The following is a 15390-nucleotide window of genomic DNA, read 5'->3' as shown; positions in this document are numbered from 1 at the left end:
TGTGGTTATGTAAATTTTGTGATATTTTCGAATAGGGACAAATTCAGTAATGGAGTATTACGTGAATAACAGTAAAACATTATATTTACATAAAATTTACAAATAGTCAGAAAATAGACTCTTTGAATGTTCTTATTGTAAATGTATTCTTTATCTAAAGTTGTCTTAAAATAATAAAAATTTACAAATGTGATTGGAAACGATCGCTATAATGGAGGCTTTATAATGTTTACTAAGAAAAAGGATAAGTTCATGGTTCAATTAGAGGAAATGGTATTTAATTTGGACCGTGCTGCAGTTGAATTCGGGAAAATGGATTTCAATACGCACTTAGATTTAAAAGCTTATTCTGACAATATCAAGACATATGAGTCACATGGTGACGAATTAATGCATCAAGTTATTACGGATTTAAATCAAACATTTATTACGCCAATTGAACGTGAAGACATTCTATCTTTATGTAATGCAATAGATGACGTTCTTGACGCAATGGAAGAAACTTCAGCAATGTTTGAAATGTATTCAATTGAATATACAGATGAATACATGGCAGAATTCGTAGAAAATATCCAAAAAGCAGTAGCGGAAATGAAATTAGCTGTTGGTTTATTAGTTGAGAAGAAATTATCTCACATGCGCATTCATTCTATTAATATTAAAGAATTTGAAACAAATTGTGATGGCATTTTACGTCAATCTATTAAACACATTTTCAATAGTGAAACAGATCCAATCACACTAATTAAAATAAAAGATATTTATGAAAGCATGGAAGAAATAGCAGATAAATGTCAAGTTGTAGCAAATAATTTCGAAACGATTATTATGAAAAATAGCTAAGGGAGTTTTAATTTATGGAATATGTATTAATTATCACTATAGCTATCGTTATATTTTCTTTAATCTTTGACTTTATCAATGGATTCCATGATACAGCCAATGCGATTGCTACAGCAGTATCGACACGTGCATTGACGCCTAGAACTGCAATATTTTTAGCGGCAATTATGAACTTTATCGGTGCTTTAACATTTACTGGTGTTGCCGGTACAATCACAAAAGATATTGTTGATCCATTTAAATTACATAATGGGTTAGTAGTTGTATTAGCCGCTATTTTAGCAGCAATCATTTGGAATTTATTAACATGGTTTTATGGTATTCCAAGTTCATCATCTCACGCATTAATAGGTTCAATCGCTGGAGCAGCGATTGCAGCACAAGGATTTGGTGTACTTCACTATCAAGGTTTTACTAAGATTATTATTGTTTTAATCATTTCACCAATTATTGCATTTTGTGTTGGATTCATTATGTACACGATTGTTAAAATTGTCTTTAAAAATGCTAACCTTACTCGAGCGAATCGTAATTTCCGATTCTTCCAAGTATTTACAGCAGCATTGCAATCGTTCTCACATGGTACGAACGATGCACAAAAATCAATGGGTATCATTACATTAGCTTTAATCGTTGCTAATATTCAAGATCCAACAAACGTTGAGCCGGCATTATGGGTAAAAGTTGCCTGTGCAACTGCAATGGGTCTAGGTACTGCAATTGGTGGATGGAAAATTATTAAAACAGTAGGCGGAAACATTATGAAAATTCGCCCAGCAAATGGGGCTGCTGCTGACTTATCATCAGCATTAACAATATTTGTAGCTTCATCATTACACTTCCCATTATCTACTACACACGTTGTATCATCATCAATTCTTGGTGTAGGTGCTTCTAACAGAGCTAAAGGTGTTAAATGGAACACTGCACAACGTATGATAATTACATGGGTTATTACATTACCAATCTCTGCGATTTTAGCAGCATTGATATTCTGGGTTATGAACATTTTCTTATAATATATTAAAGAAGGGCTAGCGATACATTGTCGCTAGCCCTTCTTTATTAGATATGAAGTAAGACATAATAGAATTTAAATCATCTTTTGAATTCAAGTTGAAACAGTGGGATGATTTATTAAATTGCATTATTTTAGTGCCAAAAAAAGAGCAATCCAATTAAACTTAATTAGCTGCTCTTATACTCTATATTTAATTTCTTAGTGAATGAAGTTGTAGCTTGAAACTACAGATGCAGGAATTGTTCTAGTATTAGTGTTATATGGTCCGTTTGCATAATTCATTTCTGAAATTAAGATACTACCATCAGCATTAACACGTTCAACATAAGCTACGTGTCCATAGTAGCCAGTAGTTGTTTGCATGATTGAACCTACAGTTGCGTTATGATCTACTGTATAACCATCTGCTGCTGCATTACCTGCCCAATATTTTGCATCTGACCAATAAGTACTAATTGGTTTACCAGCTTGAGCACGTCGGTCGAATACGTACCATGTACATTGACCAGCAGTATATAGGTTTTGGTGACTAAATGTTGGACTAGAATAACCGCCACTTCCACCTACATTATTGTTTGTACTAGGATTTGTTTTACTAGGTGTTGTAGTTGAACCATTAGGTATTTTTAATTTTTGATTTGGTGTAATTAAGTAACCTGATAAATTATTGGCTTTCATTAATGCATTGACAGTTACACCATTTTTACTAGCAATTGCATATAAAGAATCGCCAGCTTTTACAGTATATGTTGATGAAGAAGTTGTTGTATTTGAACTGGCATTATTAGAGTTATTACTGCTGCCCCCAATAGTAATAACTTGACCAGGGAAAATCATATTGTTTGAAAGATTGTTGCTCTTCTTAATACTATCCACAGATGTATTATATTTACTAGCGATGCTCCAAAGCGACTCGCCGGATTTTACAGTATGTTGAGTTGATGCTTCAGCATTGTGATTAGATAGTACTGCAACTGCTCCGGTTGCGACAGAAGCTGCGACTGCTAACTTTTTCAACTAAATGTCCTCCTTGAGAAAATTGATTTTATTTATAATTAATAAATTCCTAAACTATTAATTTATCTTATATATTCATTTACATATATCACGTATTCATACTATCAAAAAAAACACACAATTTGGGCATTGTTATTATCTTGTAATATTGTTAATATTTGTCTCTTATTATGTAAAAGCGTCTAATCTGTTGATATGATAGCGTTCATTAAATATTTGACCGCACATTTTAGTAAAAAAATTAAGTGATTTGTAATATTTCTATTAGAAATAAAAATGAGTTGGGTGGAAAATTTAAGCTCCAAATGGATTAACAATAGGCTTTAAGCTTGTGTTAAATTTAATTGTAGTTCATATTTTGCGGTCTAGTATTAATAACTAATGTAAATGTAATTGTAGAAAACATATCATTCGTTAATGGTTTATTTTTTGAAAAGTAGTTAGAATGCGATACAATCATGTTGAAAAAGTGATATCTGAAAAGGAGAGATTCATTGTATGTCTCAGTCGTATAACAACACACATCACATGAAGACAAAACATCGAGATAAAGATAGGACGCGTGATTATGCCAAGGTATGGCTATTTTTTATGTATTATTGGATTATATTTGGAATTGGATGTTACTTCGGACAATACTTACCTATGGAATGGAGACGTCCTTTATCTATAGCATTATTAGTACTTATTTTGGCAACATTATTTATTCAACGTGCGCGTAAGTATGGTTTGGTTATTTCGCATATTTACGCCATTATTGTAGGTCTTTTATCATACGCTACTTTTACAACTTATATGCAAAATTTAGGACCAGAGGTCTTCTATAAAAATGTCTTATTAGCAATTGGCGCATTTATAGTTTTCGGTATTTTAGGTTTTTTCATTATTAATGATGCTTCTAGTATTGGTAAATATTTATTTGTAACATTAATTGCATTAATTATTGCCGGATTGATTGGAATGTTCATTCATAATCCTATATATCACACTGCCATTACGGTTGTAGGTTTAATACTTTTTCTATTATATACATTGTATGATTTCAATCGTATGAAGCGAGGGAATTTTTCACCACGTGAAATGGGTTTTAATCTATTTATTAATTTGTTGAATATTATAAAAGATGTATTAAGACTTGCAAATCGCTTTAAAAATTAAATAAGAAAGAACATAATGAGAACCTATACATTTGAGATGTCTACGTGTTGCATTCAATGATTTTATTTTGTTTAGTAATTGTATGATTGATCGTATTACTATATACATGATTGAATTTGAAGCAATAACGGGACATTTTTTAACAAATTCATAACTTAAGTTAATAATAACAAGAAATTAATTTATAAAAAATTGTATTTTTGATTTGTTTATCATGTTGTGGTAAATTTACATTTAATCACTATGATAGTGCTAAGAAGCAAAAAGGAAATTAGTACAACATTTAGAAAGACTATCATGAATTAGAAAGAGGTTAATCAATGTCTAATACCAATATTCATATATTGACTAAGAATGAATACAAAATGACACGTTGCCAAGACGGTATTATTCTGTTGTTTCCGATAGAAGGTCAACTTAAACTTCAGCACTTTACTAAAAACGTTAACGTCGAAAATGACATTTATGTTATTAATAATACAGATATTTTTTCAATTCTAAAAAATAAAAAAACCATCATGCTTTATATAGCTAGTGATTGGTTTAGAGATCGCCATTTTGATTTCTTCAATTATAAATACTCAACTAATCTAGTTAAGTCCATTAACTCCATTAAACGCGCATTATTGCAACTTGCCCTAAACCATTTAAACGCAGACTCAGTTTCTGAAGATACTACATATATTACTTCTGTTGTTGATATTATTGGGAAAGAAGGCGCCATTGAGAAATCAATCGCAAATCATCAATATAACTTCTCTTTTTACGGTGAATTAAGCGAAATATTAGAATATATTAATCAAAATATTACTAAGAAATTAACGCTAACGGGTATAGCATCAAAGTTATTTACTTCTAAATCTAATCTTTCGGCACAGTTTAATCAATTGCTAAATATGGGTTTCAAGACATATGTAGATACTTTAAAAATTGCAAATTCATTTGAATGGCTATTAACAACGGAATACACGATAAGTTTAATAAGCGAAAAAGTAGGATTTAGCAATGCTTCAAGTTATTCTAAAACGTTTAAAAATTATGTTGGCATGACTCCCAACGAGTACCGGTACTGTGATAGATATGAAAAATCTATTGATATGGATTATGAAAATATAATCGAAGGAAATATTGACTACATTAATCAATTAATCAAGATTAAACAACAATATTATAACCAACACGATGAATATATAATCTACGCAGATTCAACAATTGGTTCTACTGTGAATCCGTATTATTTAGTGATTCAAATTAATACTATAGAAGAAATAAGATTATTATTTTTTCAAGATTTTGCACGACCTTTGTATTACGAACACTCAACATTGAAGTTTTATCTAAATATAGATATGCGTGATATTAAAGATAAAATGACAAAGTATGAGAGACAACGATTGTTTGAATACATCATTATTAATGAATTAAATGTAGTATTTAGACTGGAAGATTTAACGTTAACGAATTTTTTAGAGTCTAATTTTGAGGATGTAGCAAACTACTTCAGAGAACATCAACTTCCTACGAGTGGTAATCATAAATTAGGTCTTGTTTTTGATTTAGATGAAGTAAATTTGAAATCCATTTATCGAATTATTTTAAAAATACAGCATAAAACGCAACAATTTTCATTTGGGTTAGAAATAAGTAAGCTGCTAAACGACCCTGTATTGTTTAAAACATTAGAATCACAAATCAAACGCATTAATTTTGAATTTTTATATATTGATAATGCACAACTAAAAATGCCTTACTTAATTGAACAGAATGAACATTTACTGGTGAAAAATATATTACGATACCAAAATATTAGACAAATATTAAAGCAATTTGATCTAGAAGATCAGAAAATAATATTTTTAAATTTTGAAAACCACAAATTTTTAAATAGTAAATATAATGATTTGAATAATAGTGCACCTTTATTAATTGAGACATTTGTTAGAACAGCGTCATATTTTAACGGAATTGGCTTTAACTTCAAGCATAGTGGTAATCTGTTTAATGCACTTCACATATTCGATGAAAACGGGTTTAAGTCGATATTAGGAACGATTTTAGAGCAACTCATTAAAATTAGTATGAAACCCAAATTATTTAATGAAAATTACATATTAATTGACGATGAAGACCAATATACTGTTCTAATTTACGATTGGCGTGTTTTAGAAAGTGAATCATTGCAAGTCAATTATGATCAGACATATATATTTATTGACTTTACAGATGATGTATTAAAAGATACCTATTTAGTTCAAATTCAACTCGTCGATGACTATAACGGTAATATTAATCATCTTATTTCTCAGCGTATTAGAAAAAAACATAAATGGTCAAAACGATTTTTAAGAAAACTAGATTATTTAATCCATCCAACATTTCAAATGATAGAACATAACTTTAATAATGCACCTCTTCAAATTAAACTTAATTACAATGCGTTGTACATCGTTAAAATTTTTAAAAAATAAAATCTATCCAATTGTATTTTGCACAACTATATTTAACATTGTTAGTAAATTCGACAAAAATTTCTAAACAAAGTTATAGGACATACCTAAAAATATAAAGGATAATAGTAATTAAGTTGTCTGCTTATATTTGGAGGTGCAAAAATCATTGAATAATGACAAATTAAATAAATTACTAGAATTCTATAAACAACATAAAGCATTGTCAGAGTACATAGATAAACAATATAAGTTGACATTAAATGATTTGGCTTTGCTCAAACTTGCTCATGAACATATTGCTAAAGATCAAATGTTAATGCAAAAATTTCTAAAAATAGCAATTAGTGAGTTAGAGTTAAGTAGAACTAAATTATTAGTCTCAATTCGACGACTTATAGAAAAAGAAAGACTAAGTAAGGTTCGATCAACTGAAGATGAGAGAAAAATTTTTATCTATATGGATGAGAAGAATATTAAAAAATTCGATTCTTTATTCAATGATGTTGAAGAATTCTTAAATATTTAATTTAATATGTTGAACGAGAATACTGACAAAGACATTCTGTCAGTATTTTTTTATGCTTATTTTTACTTCGTACAATGCGTTTATTTCCTTTTTAGACAATGCTTTATTAATGCTATATAATAAGGATTATTGAGTATGAAAGTGAGATGACATTATGGGACGTAAATGGAATAATATTAAAGAGAAAAAGGCCCAAAAAGATAAAAATACAAGTAGAATATATGCGAAATTTGGTAAAGAAATATATGTAGCAGCCAAATCTGGTGAACCAGATCCTGAATCTAACCAAGCATTAAGATTAGTACTTGAAAGAGCGAAGACGTATTCAGTACCTAATCATATTATTGATAGAGCAATTGACAAAGCTAAAGGTGCAGGTGATGAAAATTATGACCATCTACGTTACGAAGGCTTTGGACCAAGTGGTTCAATGCTTATCGTAGATGCATTAACTAATAATGTAAACCGTACGGCTTCAGATGTGAGAGCTGCTTTCGGTAAAAATGGCGGAAATATGGGTGTATCAGGTTCTGTAGCTTACATGTTTGATCACACGGCTACTTTCGGCATTGAAGGTAAATCAGCTGATGACATTTTAGAGGCATTAATGGAACAAGATGTTGATGTTAGAGATGTAATTGAAGATGGAGATCTTACAATCGTTTATGCTGAACCAGACCAATTTGCTCATGTACAAGATGCATTACGTCAAACAGGTGTAGAAGAATTTAAAGTTGCTGAGTTTGAAATGTTACCTCAAACTGATATTGAATTATCAGAGGATGACCAAGCAACATTTGAGAAATTAATTGATGCACTCGAAGACCTTGAAGATGTTCAAAATGTTTTCCATAATGTGGATTTAAAATAATGAAGAAAAATGCAGATTATTGGATTAAACAACTTGATCTAACACCTCATCCAGAAGGTGGGTATTATAAAGAAACAATTCGAGAAACAATAAATGAGGCACAACGTGCACCATTCAGTAGTATATACTTCTTGTTAAATACTGGTGATATTTCTCATTTTCATCGTATCGATGCGGATGAAGTATGGTATTATCATGCAGGTGAATCTTTGACCATTCATATGATTACACCTCAGGGGAACTATCAATCAGTACAATTAGGTGCTTCAATTGAAAATGGCGAAGTATTGCAGTATTTAGTGCCTAAAGGTACTATTTTTGCATCGAGTTTAACAGACAGAGAAGGCTATAGTTTGGTTGGATGTATGTGCCAACCAGCATTTGATTTTAATCATTTTGAATTATTCACACAAGATGCGTTGTACAGTATGTATCCTCAACACGAGGCAATTATTAAACAATATGCCTTATTAAACATAGACCAATAGACTTAAAGGAGTGGGACAGAAATAATATTTTCCAAAATTTATTTCCTTGTGTCCCCAGCTTGCTTAGCTTGTAGAATTTCTTAATGAAATTCTTGTTGCTGGGGCCCCGAACCCCAACTTGCGTAGCTTGTAGAATTTCTTAAAGAAATTCTCTTTGTTGGGGCCCGCCCACCAGGCAAGGTTGACTAGAATTAAAAAAGCTTGTTACAAGCGCATTTTTAAATCAGTAAACTTCTGCCAATATATATTTATAGCCTGAGTCATTGAATTATGCCCAGGCTCTTTTTAGAATTCAATAAGGTGCTAATTAGCGCTGCCTAATAACTCATTAGATAGCTCTACGACATATTTTAATTTAGTCCATTGTTCTTCTTCTGTGAGTTGATTACCTTCTTCAGTTGAAGCGAATCCGCATTGAGGACTCAAACATATTTGATCTAGAGAGATGTATTGTTGTGCCTCTTTAATACGTTGTTTAATTAATTCTTTATCTTCAAGTTCGGGTGTCTTAGAAGTAATTAAACCTAGTACGGCATAAGCCTCCTTATCAAAATAGCGTAAAGGCTCAAAGTCGCCAGAACGCTCATCATCATATTCTAAGAAAAATCCATGCAGGTGCTCTTTAAATAAATACGGAGCAATCGCTTCGTAACCACCTGAAATTGCCCATGTTGATTGATAATTACCACGACAAATGTGTGTAGTTAAAATTAAATCCTTTGGAAGACCTTCGACAGCATCATTTACTACCTTATATGCTAATTCACGAGCTTGAACTTTTTCTTCATCTGTACGTTGACGTCCTCGAACTTTATGTGTACCGTCAGTCAGACTAGCCCAATATACATCGTCTATTTGTATGTACCTTGCACCTAAATCATAAAAATGTTGCAATGATTGACGATAAGCTTCAGAAATATCATGAGCAAAGTCTTCAATATTTGGATAAATATCTTCATTCAATATGTTAGGGTGGAATAATTGGTTTGGACTCGGAATTGATACTTTTGCGGTAGCGCGTCCATTAACTCTGTCATATAAGAACTTGAAATGGTCAAAGTGGGGGTGATTAGGATTATATCTAACTTTATCAACTACTCTTACATTATGGGCACGCGTTTCTAGCCCTTCAAACTCTAGCCCGTGATCAGGAGTGTAACCTTCGACACCATCTAGATTTTCTAAGAAATCAAAGTGCCACCAACTTCTTCGAAATTCACCATCTGTAATACTATGTAAACCTATTTCTAATTGCTTCTCTATAATACGGTCGATTTCCTCATCTTCTATTTGTTTTAGCTCTGCACCACTGATTTCATTTTGATTATATTTAGCGCGAGCGTCCTTTAATCTTTGAGGTCGTAACAAACTTCCAACATGGTCTGCTTTAAAAGGTCTGTAAGTCAATAGCAGTTCCTCCTTTATCAATTTATTTAGAATTTTCAGATAATATAAATATAAACTATCAAATACGAGTATTTTTGTCAATTTTCCCTAAAAATTAATTAGTTGTAGTAAAATAAAATTGAAAATTTTTATATGTTTATGTGCGTAATTCAATTAAAAACGACCAAAGATGACATCAATTAGTTAGTTTAATATAATAATGACAAGGAGTTGGTGGCTTTATGAAAATTAAATATATAGATAAACGTCACTGGCGTCGCCTATTAGAACGTGATTACATAGAAGTTAAGGTAAATAATAATAGATTTAAGGGTATTATTGGCTTGGTCACGATGAAGAAGGTTCGTGAACCTTTAGAGGTGACGGTAGTAGGCCAGAATATAATTGTTGCTAATGACAATTATCAATGGTTGCAGATTTTGCCGGAAAAGAAACGATATAGTATTACTGCAATGTTTGATGATAAAGGAAATCCATTGGAGTATTACTTCGATATCAATATTAAGAATATTACTCAAAAGGGCAATGCTAGAACACTCGATTTATTCTTGGATGTGCTTGTGTTACCATCAACTGGAGAATATGAGCTCGTTGATGAAAATGATTTGAAATTAGCATTAAAAAATGAACAAATCACTAAAAAACAATATCATGAAGCTTATATGATTGCGCATCAATTGATGATTGAAATCAATGAAAATTTTGATGATGTTAATAATCGAATTATGTATTGCTATAACAAGATGGTTGGTAAGTTGAGAAAGCCAAATTATAATAAGACGTATAAAAAACATATTCAACATCATAAGCCACATGTAAACAAAGGGAAATGATGGAACTCTAAGCCTTTAATATTAGGAGCGAAGCGGAATGATAAGTAAATGTGAAGCATTGTTTATATAGTTTTCGTTTCGGTCTTAAACTTTTTTTGTTGCTCATAGCCATGTTCATGAATAAACATTAGTAGGGGGAAGCTATGAAAATAGAAGACTATCGATTATTAATTACATTAGATGAAACCAAGACGTTACGTAAAGCAGCAGAAATATTATATATTTCTCAACCAGCTGTAACACAACGACTGAAAGCAATAGAGCATTCATTTGGTGTAGACATATTTATTCGTACAAAGAAACAATTAATCACTACCACTGAGGGGGCTATGATTATTGAGCACGCTCGTGACATGTTAAAACGAGAGCGTGTATTTTTTGATAAAATGCAAGCCCATATTGGAGAAGTGAATGGTACCATTTCAATTGGCTGCTCATCATTGATTGGTCAAACGTTATTACCAGAAGTATTAAGTTTATATAATTCACAATTTCCAAATGTTGAGATACAAGTTCAAGTAGGTTCTACAGAACAAATTAAAGCAAATCATAGAGACTATCATGTGATGATAACTCGAGGAAATAAAGTAATGAACTTGACTAATACACACCTCTTTGACGATGATCATTATTTTATCTACCCAAAAGAAAGAAAGAGCGAGGTTTCTAAATTACCTTTCATAGAGTTTCAAGCTGATCCTATCTATATTAATCAAATTAAAGAATGGTATAATGAGAATCTTGGACAAGACTATCACGCAACGATAACAGTGGATCAAGTTGCTACATGCAAAGAAATGTTAGTAAGTGGTGTAGGGGTTACGATTCTTCCAGAAATCATGATGAAAAATATAGATAAAAATATGTTCGAATTTGAAAAGGTAAACATCGACAATCAACCACTTATTCGCTCAACATTTATGAGTTATGACAGTAGCATGTTACAACTCCCTCAAGTTGAGTCATTTGTTACTTTGATGCTTAACTTTATTCGCTAATCATTAGGATAACGTGTAATTAAATAAGAATAGAGGTAGAAAAATGTTTGCAGCATTGTTGCATATAAAAAACTACAAATTATTCGTTGTGAATATGATGCTATTAGGTATGGGGATTGCCATCACAGTACCTTACTTCGTCTTATTCGCGACTAAAGAACTAGGGATGACAACTAACCAATTCGGTATTCTACTTGCCCTAGCAGCAGTGAGTCAATTTACAGTCAATTCTATTGTCGCTCGGTTTTCAGATACGCATAGCATTAATAGAAAAGTACTCATCATTAGTGCACTAATGATGGGGGCTATTAGTTTCTCGATTTATTTTTATATTCATAATATTTGGTTGTTTATTATTGTATACGCTATTTTTCAAGGGTTATTCGCTCCAGCAATGCCACAATTATATGCATCTGCACGTGAATCCATTAACGTTTCATCTTCAAGAAATAATGCCAAATTTGCCAATACTGTTTTACGCTCTATGTTTTCTTTTGGTTTCTTATTTGGTCCGTTAATCGGAGCGTATTTAATTCAATTTATGGGATATGCTGGACTTTTTGGTGGCACCGTCTTTATTTTATTATTCACACTTGTTTTACAAATCTTCTTCTATAAAGATTTAAATTTATCAGCAAAAGAGCAAGTTGGTGGTACAGCCAATGTTGAGAAGACTGCGCCTAATATGCTTAAAGATAAAACACTATTTATTCCATTTATAGCATTTATTTTATTACATATAGGTCAATGGATGTACACAATGAATATGCCGCTATTTGTCACAGATTATCTTAAGGAGCAAGAGGGATATGTAGGAACGCTAGCAAGTTTATGTGCCGGCTTAGAAGTTCCCTTTATGGTTATATTAGGTATGTTATCTGCTAAGTTAGCTACTCGAACGTTGTTAATCTTAGGTGGAGTTAGTGGTGGTGCCTTCTATTTTAGTATTGGTGTTTTTGAAAATATCTATGCTATGATGATCGGACAAATCTTCTTAGCACTATTTTTAGCTATCTTACTCGGATTAGGTATTAGCTATTTCCAAGATATTTTACCTGATTTCCCAGGTTATGCTTCAACATTATTTGCGAATGCAATGGTGATTGGACAGTTGTTAGGAAATTTATTAGGTGGTGCAATGAGCCATTGGGTTGGATTGGAGAATGTTTTCTTCGTTTCAGCAACATCTATTTTCATAGGAATGATATTGATATTCTTTACGAAAGATCAAAAATATACGGAAGCGGATGTGAAAGTTAAGTAATGGAAGTTGTTTTATGGATATTAATACTATTATCATTTGTTTTAGCATTTGTAGGTTTAATTAAACCTATTATTCCATCTGTACTTGTGCTATGGGTAGGATTCTTAATTTATCAATTTGGATTCTCTCAAGATGGGTTATCATGGATATTTTATGTAGCTATGATTTTGTTCACTGTATTTATTTTAGTATCTGACTTTTTAATGAATAAATACTTTGTAAATCGCTTTGGCGGTTCTAAACTGGGTGAATATGCTGCGTTAATAGGTGTGATTGTTGGGTGCTTCGTCCTTCCACCATTCGGTATTATCATCGTACCTTTTATAGCAGTGCTCATTGTAGAATTAGTGCAAGATTTTGATTTTGGAAAAGCACTTAAAGCAAGCATTGGATCTGTAGTAGCATTTTTAGCGAGTTCGGTTGCACAAGCGTTAATTATGTTCATTATGATCATTTGGTTCTTTATAGATGTGTTTTTAGTAGGATAATTAAAAAAAGGTTAAGTCATTCATATCATAGTGGCTTTGAGTTTTCAATTCGTCTTTTTAGAACATCATTGCGCACGTACGATATAGATGCTTAACCTTTTTAATTTTTATAAAATGCTACTTTACAAGTCTTAGTTCATCGTGACAACGTATTATAAGATAGTATTTGAATCCTTGTTAACAAAATGATGTTGTATATAAAAAGCAATCGGCGTAATGATGGCTGAAATTATAATAAATGACCAATTACTAATAAGAATGTAAGGACCAAAAGCTAAAAATGATTGCGGAATAAAAAAGACATAAAATAAAGCGACTAACAGTAAAGCGATAATAGTGTAATTAAATAACCACACCCAATGTGAATTATTGAAACTTTGAAGTTGAACCGTCTTAAATATGACTAATATAAACATAAAAATAATAAATAAACCTGCTATGACACTAATCGGAAATGTATACAAGTAAACTTCATTATTATCTCCACCAATAAAAAAGCCAATAAAGCCTTTAAAGAAACAAAAAATACCAATTAAAAAAATAAAATTCCTGAAAATATACTTAAATATATTTTGAAACGTTTCATTAGGCAATGATTTAATTTCTTTTTTAGCATGTGCTTTTGGATTATGTTCGAAAAACTCTAATGCTAACGTACCTTCATTCTCAGCTTCTAATAATCTTTTTAATATACGACTTAGCATTACCTCACTGTCATGCGGATTGACGCGTAAATCAGCGCGGATGTATGTCATATAATTTTCAAAGATTTCTCTATCTGTATTATTTAGGCGCAATGATTTTACATTATTTTCACGTGCTAATTTCGCAGTGGATTTCATTGACTAAGCTCCTTAACGTCTAAACTTATTTTATTTTTAAAAATAATAGATTATTATATGTTAAATATGGATAATCATACCATAGATAAATATAGAATATAATGTATAACATAAAGGAAGTCATTATGCGAAAACTAACTGTTAAAGATATGGAATGGATTGAATCCATCGCAAAGATACAAGAATATTATATTGAAAAGCGAGAAATACATTACAATGCGACACATCTATCAATTGGATTACGTCAAGATATGATTATTCAACGATTAAAGCACAGTAATGAAATAATTTTAATTGAATTGAGCGAAGACACACGGCACTTAATTTCGTTTATTTGGGGGCATTTTGAGGCAGTTCAAGAAAAAGTAATCACTGAGATGATATACACTAACCCTCATTTTCGAGGACTGGGTCATGCTAAGCGTCTAAAGATTGCTTTAGAAAATTGGGCGATTGAAATGGGTGCTAAATCAATTGAAGGTATGGTTGATGCTACAAATGATGCAATGATTGAGTTCAATAAAGCGAATGGTTATGCGATAAGTCATGTAAAAATGCGTAAAGACCTAAGGTAAACAAATGAATAGGTTCTTAATTCATGTTAAAATAATATTACTCATTCGTAATAAAGGAGAAAAGCATGAAAAAATGGTTGATACTTCTACTTTCTGCGACACTTATGTTGTCTGCTTGCGGTAAAAGTGATGAAAGAGCATCATTGGAGAAAGATGTTAAAGAACTTCAAAAAGAAAATGATGATTTGAAAAATCAAAAGAAAGACTTAGAAAAGCAAAAAGAGAAACTTAACGACCAACGTGAAAAGCTTCAAAAAGAAGTGGATGATTCAGTTGCGACAGAATCAGCTAAAGATGATTCGGAAAGTGATGAAAGTGATAGTAGTGACTCAAATCAATCATCAGATAGTGATACATACAAACAGTCTAAGAGCCAAAGTACCACTGAAAATAACACGTCAAGTAACGAAACGAATACTTCTAAGACAAATGGCGGTAGTGATTCACAGCAATCTAATCCATCTAGTAATACTCAAGAGGGTCAATCAAATAGCGGTGAAAATGCTACAAGTGAACAAAGTAGCTCAGACGATACACATCAAGTAGCCGTTAATAAAATTACTTAAATAATGAAGGAAATTTAGCCGGCCTCATACGTCAAGTTTGACA

The 15390-nt window shown here is 31.6% G+C and carries 16 protein-coding genes; 13 read left to right on the top strand and 3 right to left on the bottom strand.

Annotation, left to right across the window (positions count from 1 at the left end; genetic code table 11):
• Nucleotides 1–225: 225 nt before the first annotated feature.
• Together HMPREF3134_RS07470 and HMPREF3134_RS07465 are read left to right on the top strand one after the other, a co-directional pair.
• On the top strand, nucleotides 226–843 hold the full coding sequence (locus HMPREF3134_RS07470; protein WP_011276491.1) for a DUF47 domain-containing protein: 618 nt from the start codon (nucleotides 226–228) through the stop codon (nucleotides 841–843).
• Between the two features lie 14 nt (nucleotides 844–857).
• A complete protein-coding gene (locus HMPREF3134_RS07465) occupies nucleotides 858–1862 on the top strand; it encodes an inorganic phosphate transporter (RefSeq protein ID WP_053024944.1) in 1005 nt (334 codons plus the stop codon).
• 200 nt (nucleotides 1863–2062) lie between these two features.
• Here the strand turns inward: HMPREF3134_RS07465 and HMPREF3134_RS07460 are convergent, their stop codons facing one another.
• Nucleotides 2063–2881, bottom strand: a complete 819-nt coding sequence (locus tag HMPREF3134_RS07460; protein WP_037536500.1) for a LysM peptidoglycan-binding domain-containing protein — start codon at nucleotides 2879–2881, stop codon at nucleotides 2063–2065.
• A 498-nt stretch (nucleotides 2882–3379) separates the two neighbouring features.
• On the opposite strand from HMPREF3134_RS07460, the gene HMPREF3134_RS07455 reads away from it, so the two are divergent.
• From HMPREF3134_RS07455 to HMPREF3134_RS07435, 5 genes are all read left to right on the top strand, one after another.
• Nucleotides 3380–4039, top strand: a complete 660-nt coding sequence (locus HMPREF3134_RS07455) for a Bax inhibitor-1/YccA family protein (protein WP_037536498.1) — start codon at nucleotides 3380–3382, stop codon at nucleotides 4037–4039.
• A 320-nt stretch (nucleotides 4040–4359) separates the two neighbouring features.
• Nucleotides 4360–6507, top strand: coding sequence for a helix-turn-helix transcriptional regulator (locus HMPREF3134_RS07450; RefSeq protein ID WP_037536496.1), 2148 nt, complete (start codon nucleotides 4360–4362; stop codon nucleotides 6505–6507).
• A 148-nt stretch (nucleotides 6508–6655) separates the two neighbouring features.
• Nucleotides 6656–7015 (top strand): transcriptional regulator, SarA/Rot family, encoded by a 360-nt coding sequence (locus tag HMPREF3134_RS07445; RefSeq protein WP_070441922.1) that lies wholly within the window; start codon nucleotides 6656–6658, stop codon nucleotides 7013–7015.
• 154 nt (nucleotides 7016–7169) lie between these two features.
• A complete protein-coding gene (locus tag HMPREF3134_RS07440; protein WP_011276485.1) occupies nucleotides 7170–7886 on the top strand; it encodes a YebC/PmpR family DNA-binding transcriptional regulator in 717 nt (238 codons plus the stop codon).
• On the top strand, nucleotides 7886–8374 hold the full coding sequence (locus HMPREF3134_RS07435; protein WP_070441919.1) for a cupin domain-containing protein: 489 nt from the start codon (nucleotides 7886–7888) through the stop codon (nucleotides 8372–8374). The genes HMPREF3134_RS07440 and HMPREF3134_RS07435 overlap by 1 nt, the downstream gene beginning before the upstream one ends.
• A 303-nt stretch (nucleotides 8375–8677) precedes the next feature.
• On the opposite strand, the gene HMPREF3134_RS07430 is transcribed toward HMPREF3134_RS07435, so the two are convergent.
• A complete protein-coding gene (locus HMPREF3134_RS07430; RefSeq protein WP_070441916.1) occupies nucleotides 8678–9781 on the bottom strand; it encodes a 5-methyltetrahydropteroyltriglutamate--homocysteine S-methyltransferase in 1104 nt (367 codons plus the stop codon).
• A 221-nt stretch (nucleotides 9782–10002) separates the two neighbouring features.
• Here HMPREF3134_RS07430 and HMPREF3134_RS07425 point away from each other — a divergent pair, with 221 nt between their 5' ends.
• The 4 genes from HMPREF3134_RS07425 (at nucleotide 10003) to HMPREF3134_RS07410 (ending at nucleotide 13364) form a co-directional block, all read left to right on the top strand.
• Nucleotides 10003–10614, top strand: a complete 612-nt coding sequence (locus HMPREF3134_RS07425; protein WP_070441913.1) for a ribonuclease FAU-1 family protein — start codon at nucleotides 10003–10005, stop codon at nucleotides 10612–10614.
• Nucleotides 10615–10757: 143 nt separating this feature from the next.
• Entirely contained in the window at nucleotides 10758–11612 is an 855-nt protein-coding gene (locus HMPREF3134_RS07420) for a LysR family transcriptional regulator (protein WP_011276481.1), read from the top strand.
• A gap of 43 nt (nucleotides 11613–11655) precedes the next feature.
• Nucleotides 11656–12876, top strand: coding sequence for an MFS transporter (locus tag HMPREF3134_RS07415; protein ID WP_070441910.1), 1221 nt, complete (start codon nucleotides 11656–11658; stop codon nucleotides 12874–12876).
• Nucleotides 12876–13364: a DUF456 domain-containing protein gene (locus HMPREF3134_RS07410; RefSeq protein WP_070441907.1), complete on the top strand. Its 489-nt coding sequence runs from the start codon at nucleotides 12876–12878 to the stop codon at nucleotides 13362–13364. Before HMPREF3134_RS07415 ends, HMPREF3134_RS07410 begins: the two co-directional genes overlap by 1 nt.
• Before the next feature lie 152 nt (nucleotides 13365–13516).
• Here HMPREF3134_RS07410 and HMPREF3134_RS07405 read toward each other — a convergent pair whose 3' ends face one another.
• Nucleotides 13517–14206: a DUF1129 family protein gene (locus HMPREF3134_RS07405; RefSeq protein ID WP_011276478.1), complete on the bottom strand. Its 690-nt coding sequence runs from the start codon at nucleotides 14204–14206 to the stop codon at nucleotides 13517–13519.
• Between the two features lie 125 nt (nucleotides 14207–14331).
• Between HMPREF3134_RS07405 and HMPREF3134_RS07400 the strand changes: the two genes are divergently transcribed.
• Both HMPREF3134_RS07400 and HMPREF3134_RS07395 read left to right on the top strand, forming a co-directional pair.
• Nucleotides 14332–14781 (top strand): GNAT family N-acetyltransferase, encoded by a 450-nt coding sequence (locus HMPREF3134_RS07400; protein WP_070441904.1) that lies wholly within the window; start codon nucleotides 14332–14334, stop codon nucleotides 14779–14781.
• Nucleotides 14782–14846: 65 nt separating this feature from the next.
• A complete protein-coding gene (locus tag HMPREF3134_RS07395) occupies nucleotides 14847–15347 on the top strand; it encodes an SA0632 family lipoprotein (protein WP_070441902.1) in 501 nt (166 codons plus the stop codon).
• Nucleotides 15348–15390: the final 43 nt, after the last annotated feature.

Source organism: Staphylococcus sp. HMSC14D10, from assembly GCF_001808125.1.
In the GTDB taxonomy this organism is placed as follows: Bacteria; Bacillota; Bacilli; order Staphylococcales; family Staphylococcaceae; genus Staphylococcus; species Staphylococcus haemolyticus.
Note: the sequence above shows the minus strand (reverse complement) of the source record. Positions and strands in the feature narration are given on the sequence as shown.

Coding starts and splice junctions, on each gene's coding strand:
- HMPREF3134_RS07470 (WP_011276491.1), top strand. CDS start 226: ATGTTTACTAAGAAAAAGGATAAGTTCATGGTTCAATTAGAGGAAATG.
- HMPREF3134_RS07465 (WP_053024944.1), top strand. CDS start 858: ATGGAATATGTATTAATTATCACTATAGCTATCGTTATATTTTCTTTA.
- HMPREF3134_RS07455 (WP_037536498.1), top strand. CDS start 3,380: ATGTCTCAGTCGTATAACAACACACATCACATGAAGACAAAACATCGA.
- HMPREF3134_RS07450 (WP_037536496.1), top strand. CDS start 4,360: ATGTCTAATACCAATATTCATATATTGACTAAGAATGAATACAAAATG.
- HMPREF3134_RS07440 (WP_011276485.1), top strand. CDS start 7,170: ATGGGACGTAAATGGAATAATATTAAAGAGAAAAAGGCCCAAAAAGAT.
- HMPREF3134_RS07435 (WP_070441919.1), top strand. CDS start 7,886: ATGAAGAAAAATGCAGATTATTGGATTAAACAACTTGATCTAACACCT.
- HMPREF3134_RS07425 (WP_070441913.1), top strand. CDS start 10,003: ATGAAAATTAAATATATAGATAAACGTCACTGGCGTCGCCTATTAGAA.
- HMPREF3134_RS07420 (WP_011276481.1), top strand. CDS start 10,758: ATGAAAATAGAAGACTATCGATTATTAATTACATTAGATGAAACCAAG.
- HMPREF3134_RS07415 (WP_070441910.1), top strand. CDS start 11,656: ATGTTTGCAGCATTGTTGCATATAAAAAACTACAAATTATTCGTTGTG.
- HMPREF3134_RS07410 (WP_070441907.1), top strand. CDS start 12,876: ATGGAAGTTGTTTTATGGATATTAATACTATTATCATTTGTTTTAGCA.
- HMPREF3134_RS07405 (WP_011276478.1), bottom strand. CDS start 14,206: ATGAAATCCACTGCGAAATTAGCACGTGAAAATAATGTAAAATCATTG.
- HMPREF3134_RS07400 (WP_070441904.1), top strand. CDS start 14,332: ATGCGAAAACTAACTGTTAAAGATATGGAATGGATTGAATCCATCGCA.
- HMPREF3134_RS07395 (WP_070441902.1), top strand. CDS start 14,847: ATGAAAAAATGGTTGATACTTCTACTTTCTGCGACACTTATGTTGTCT.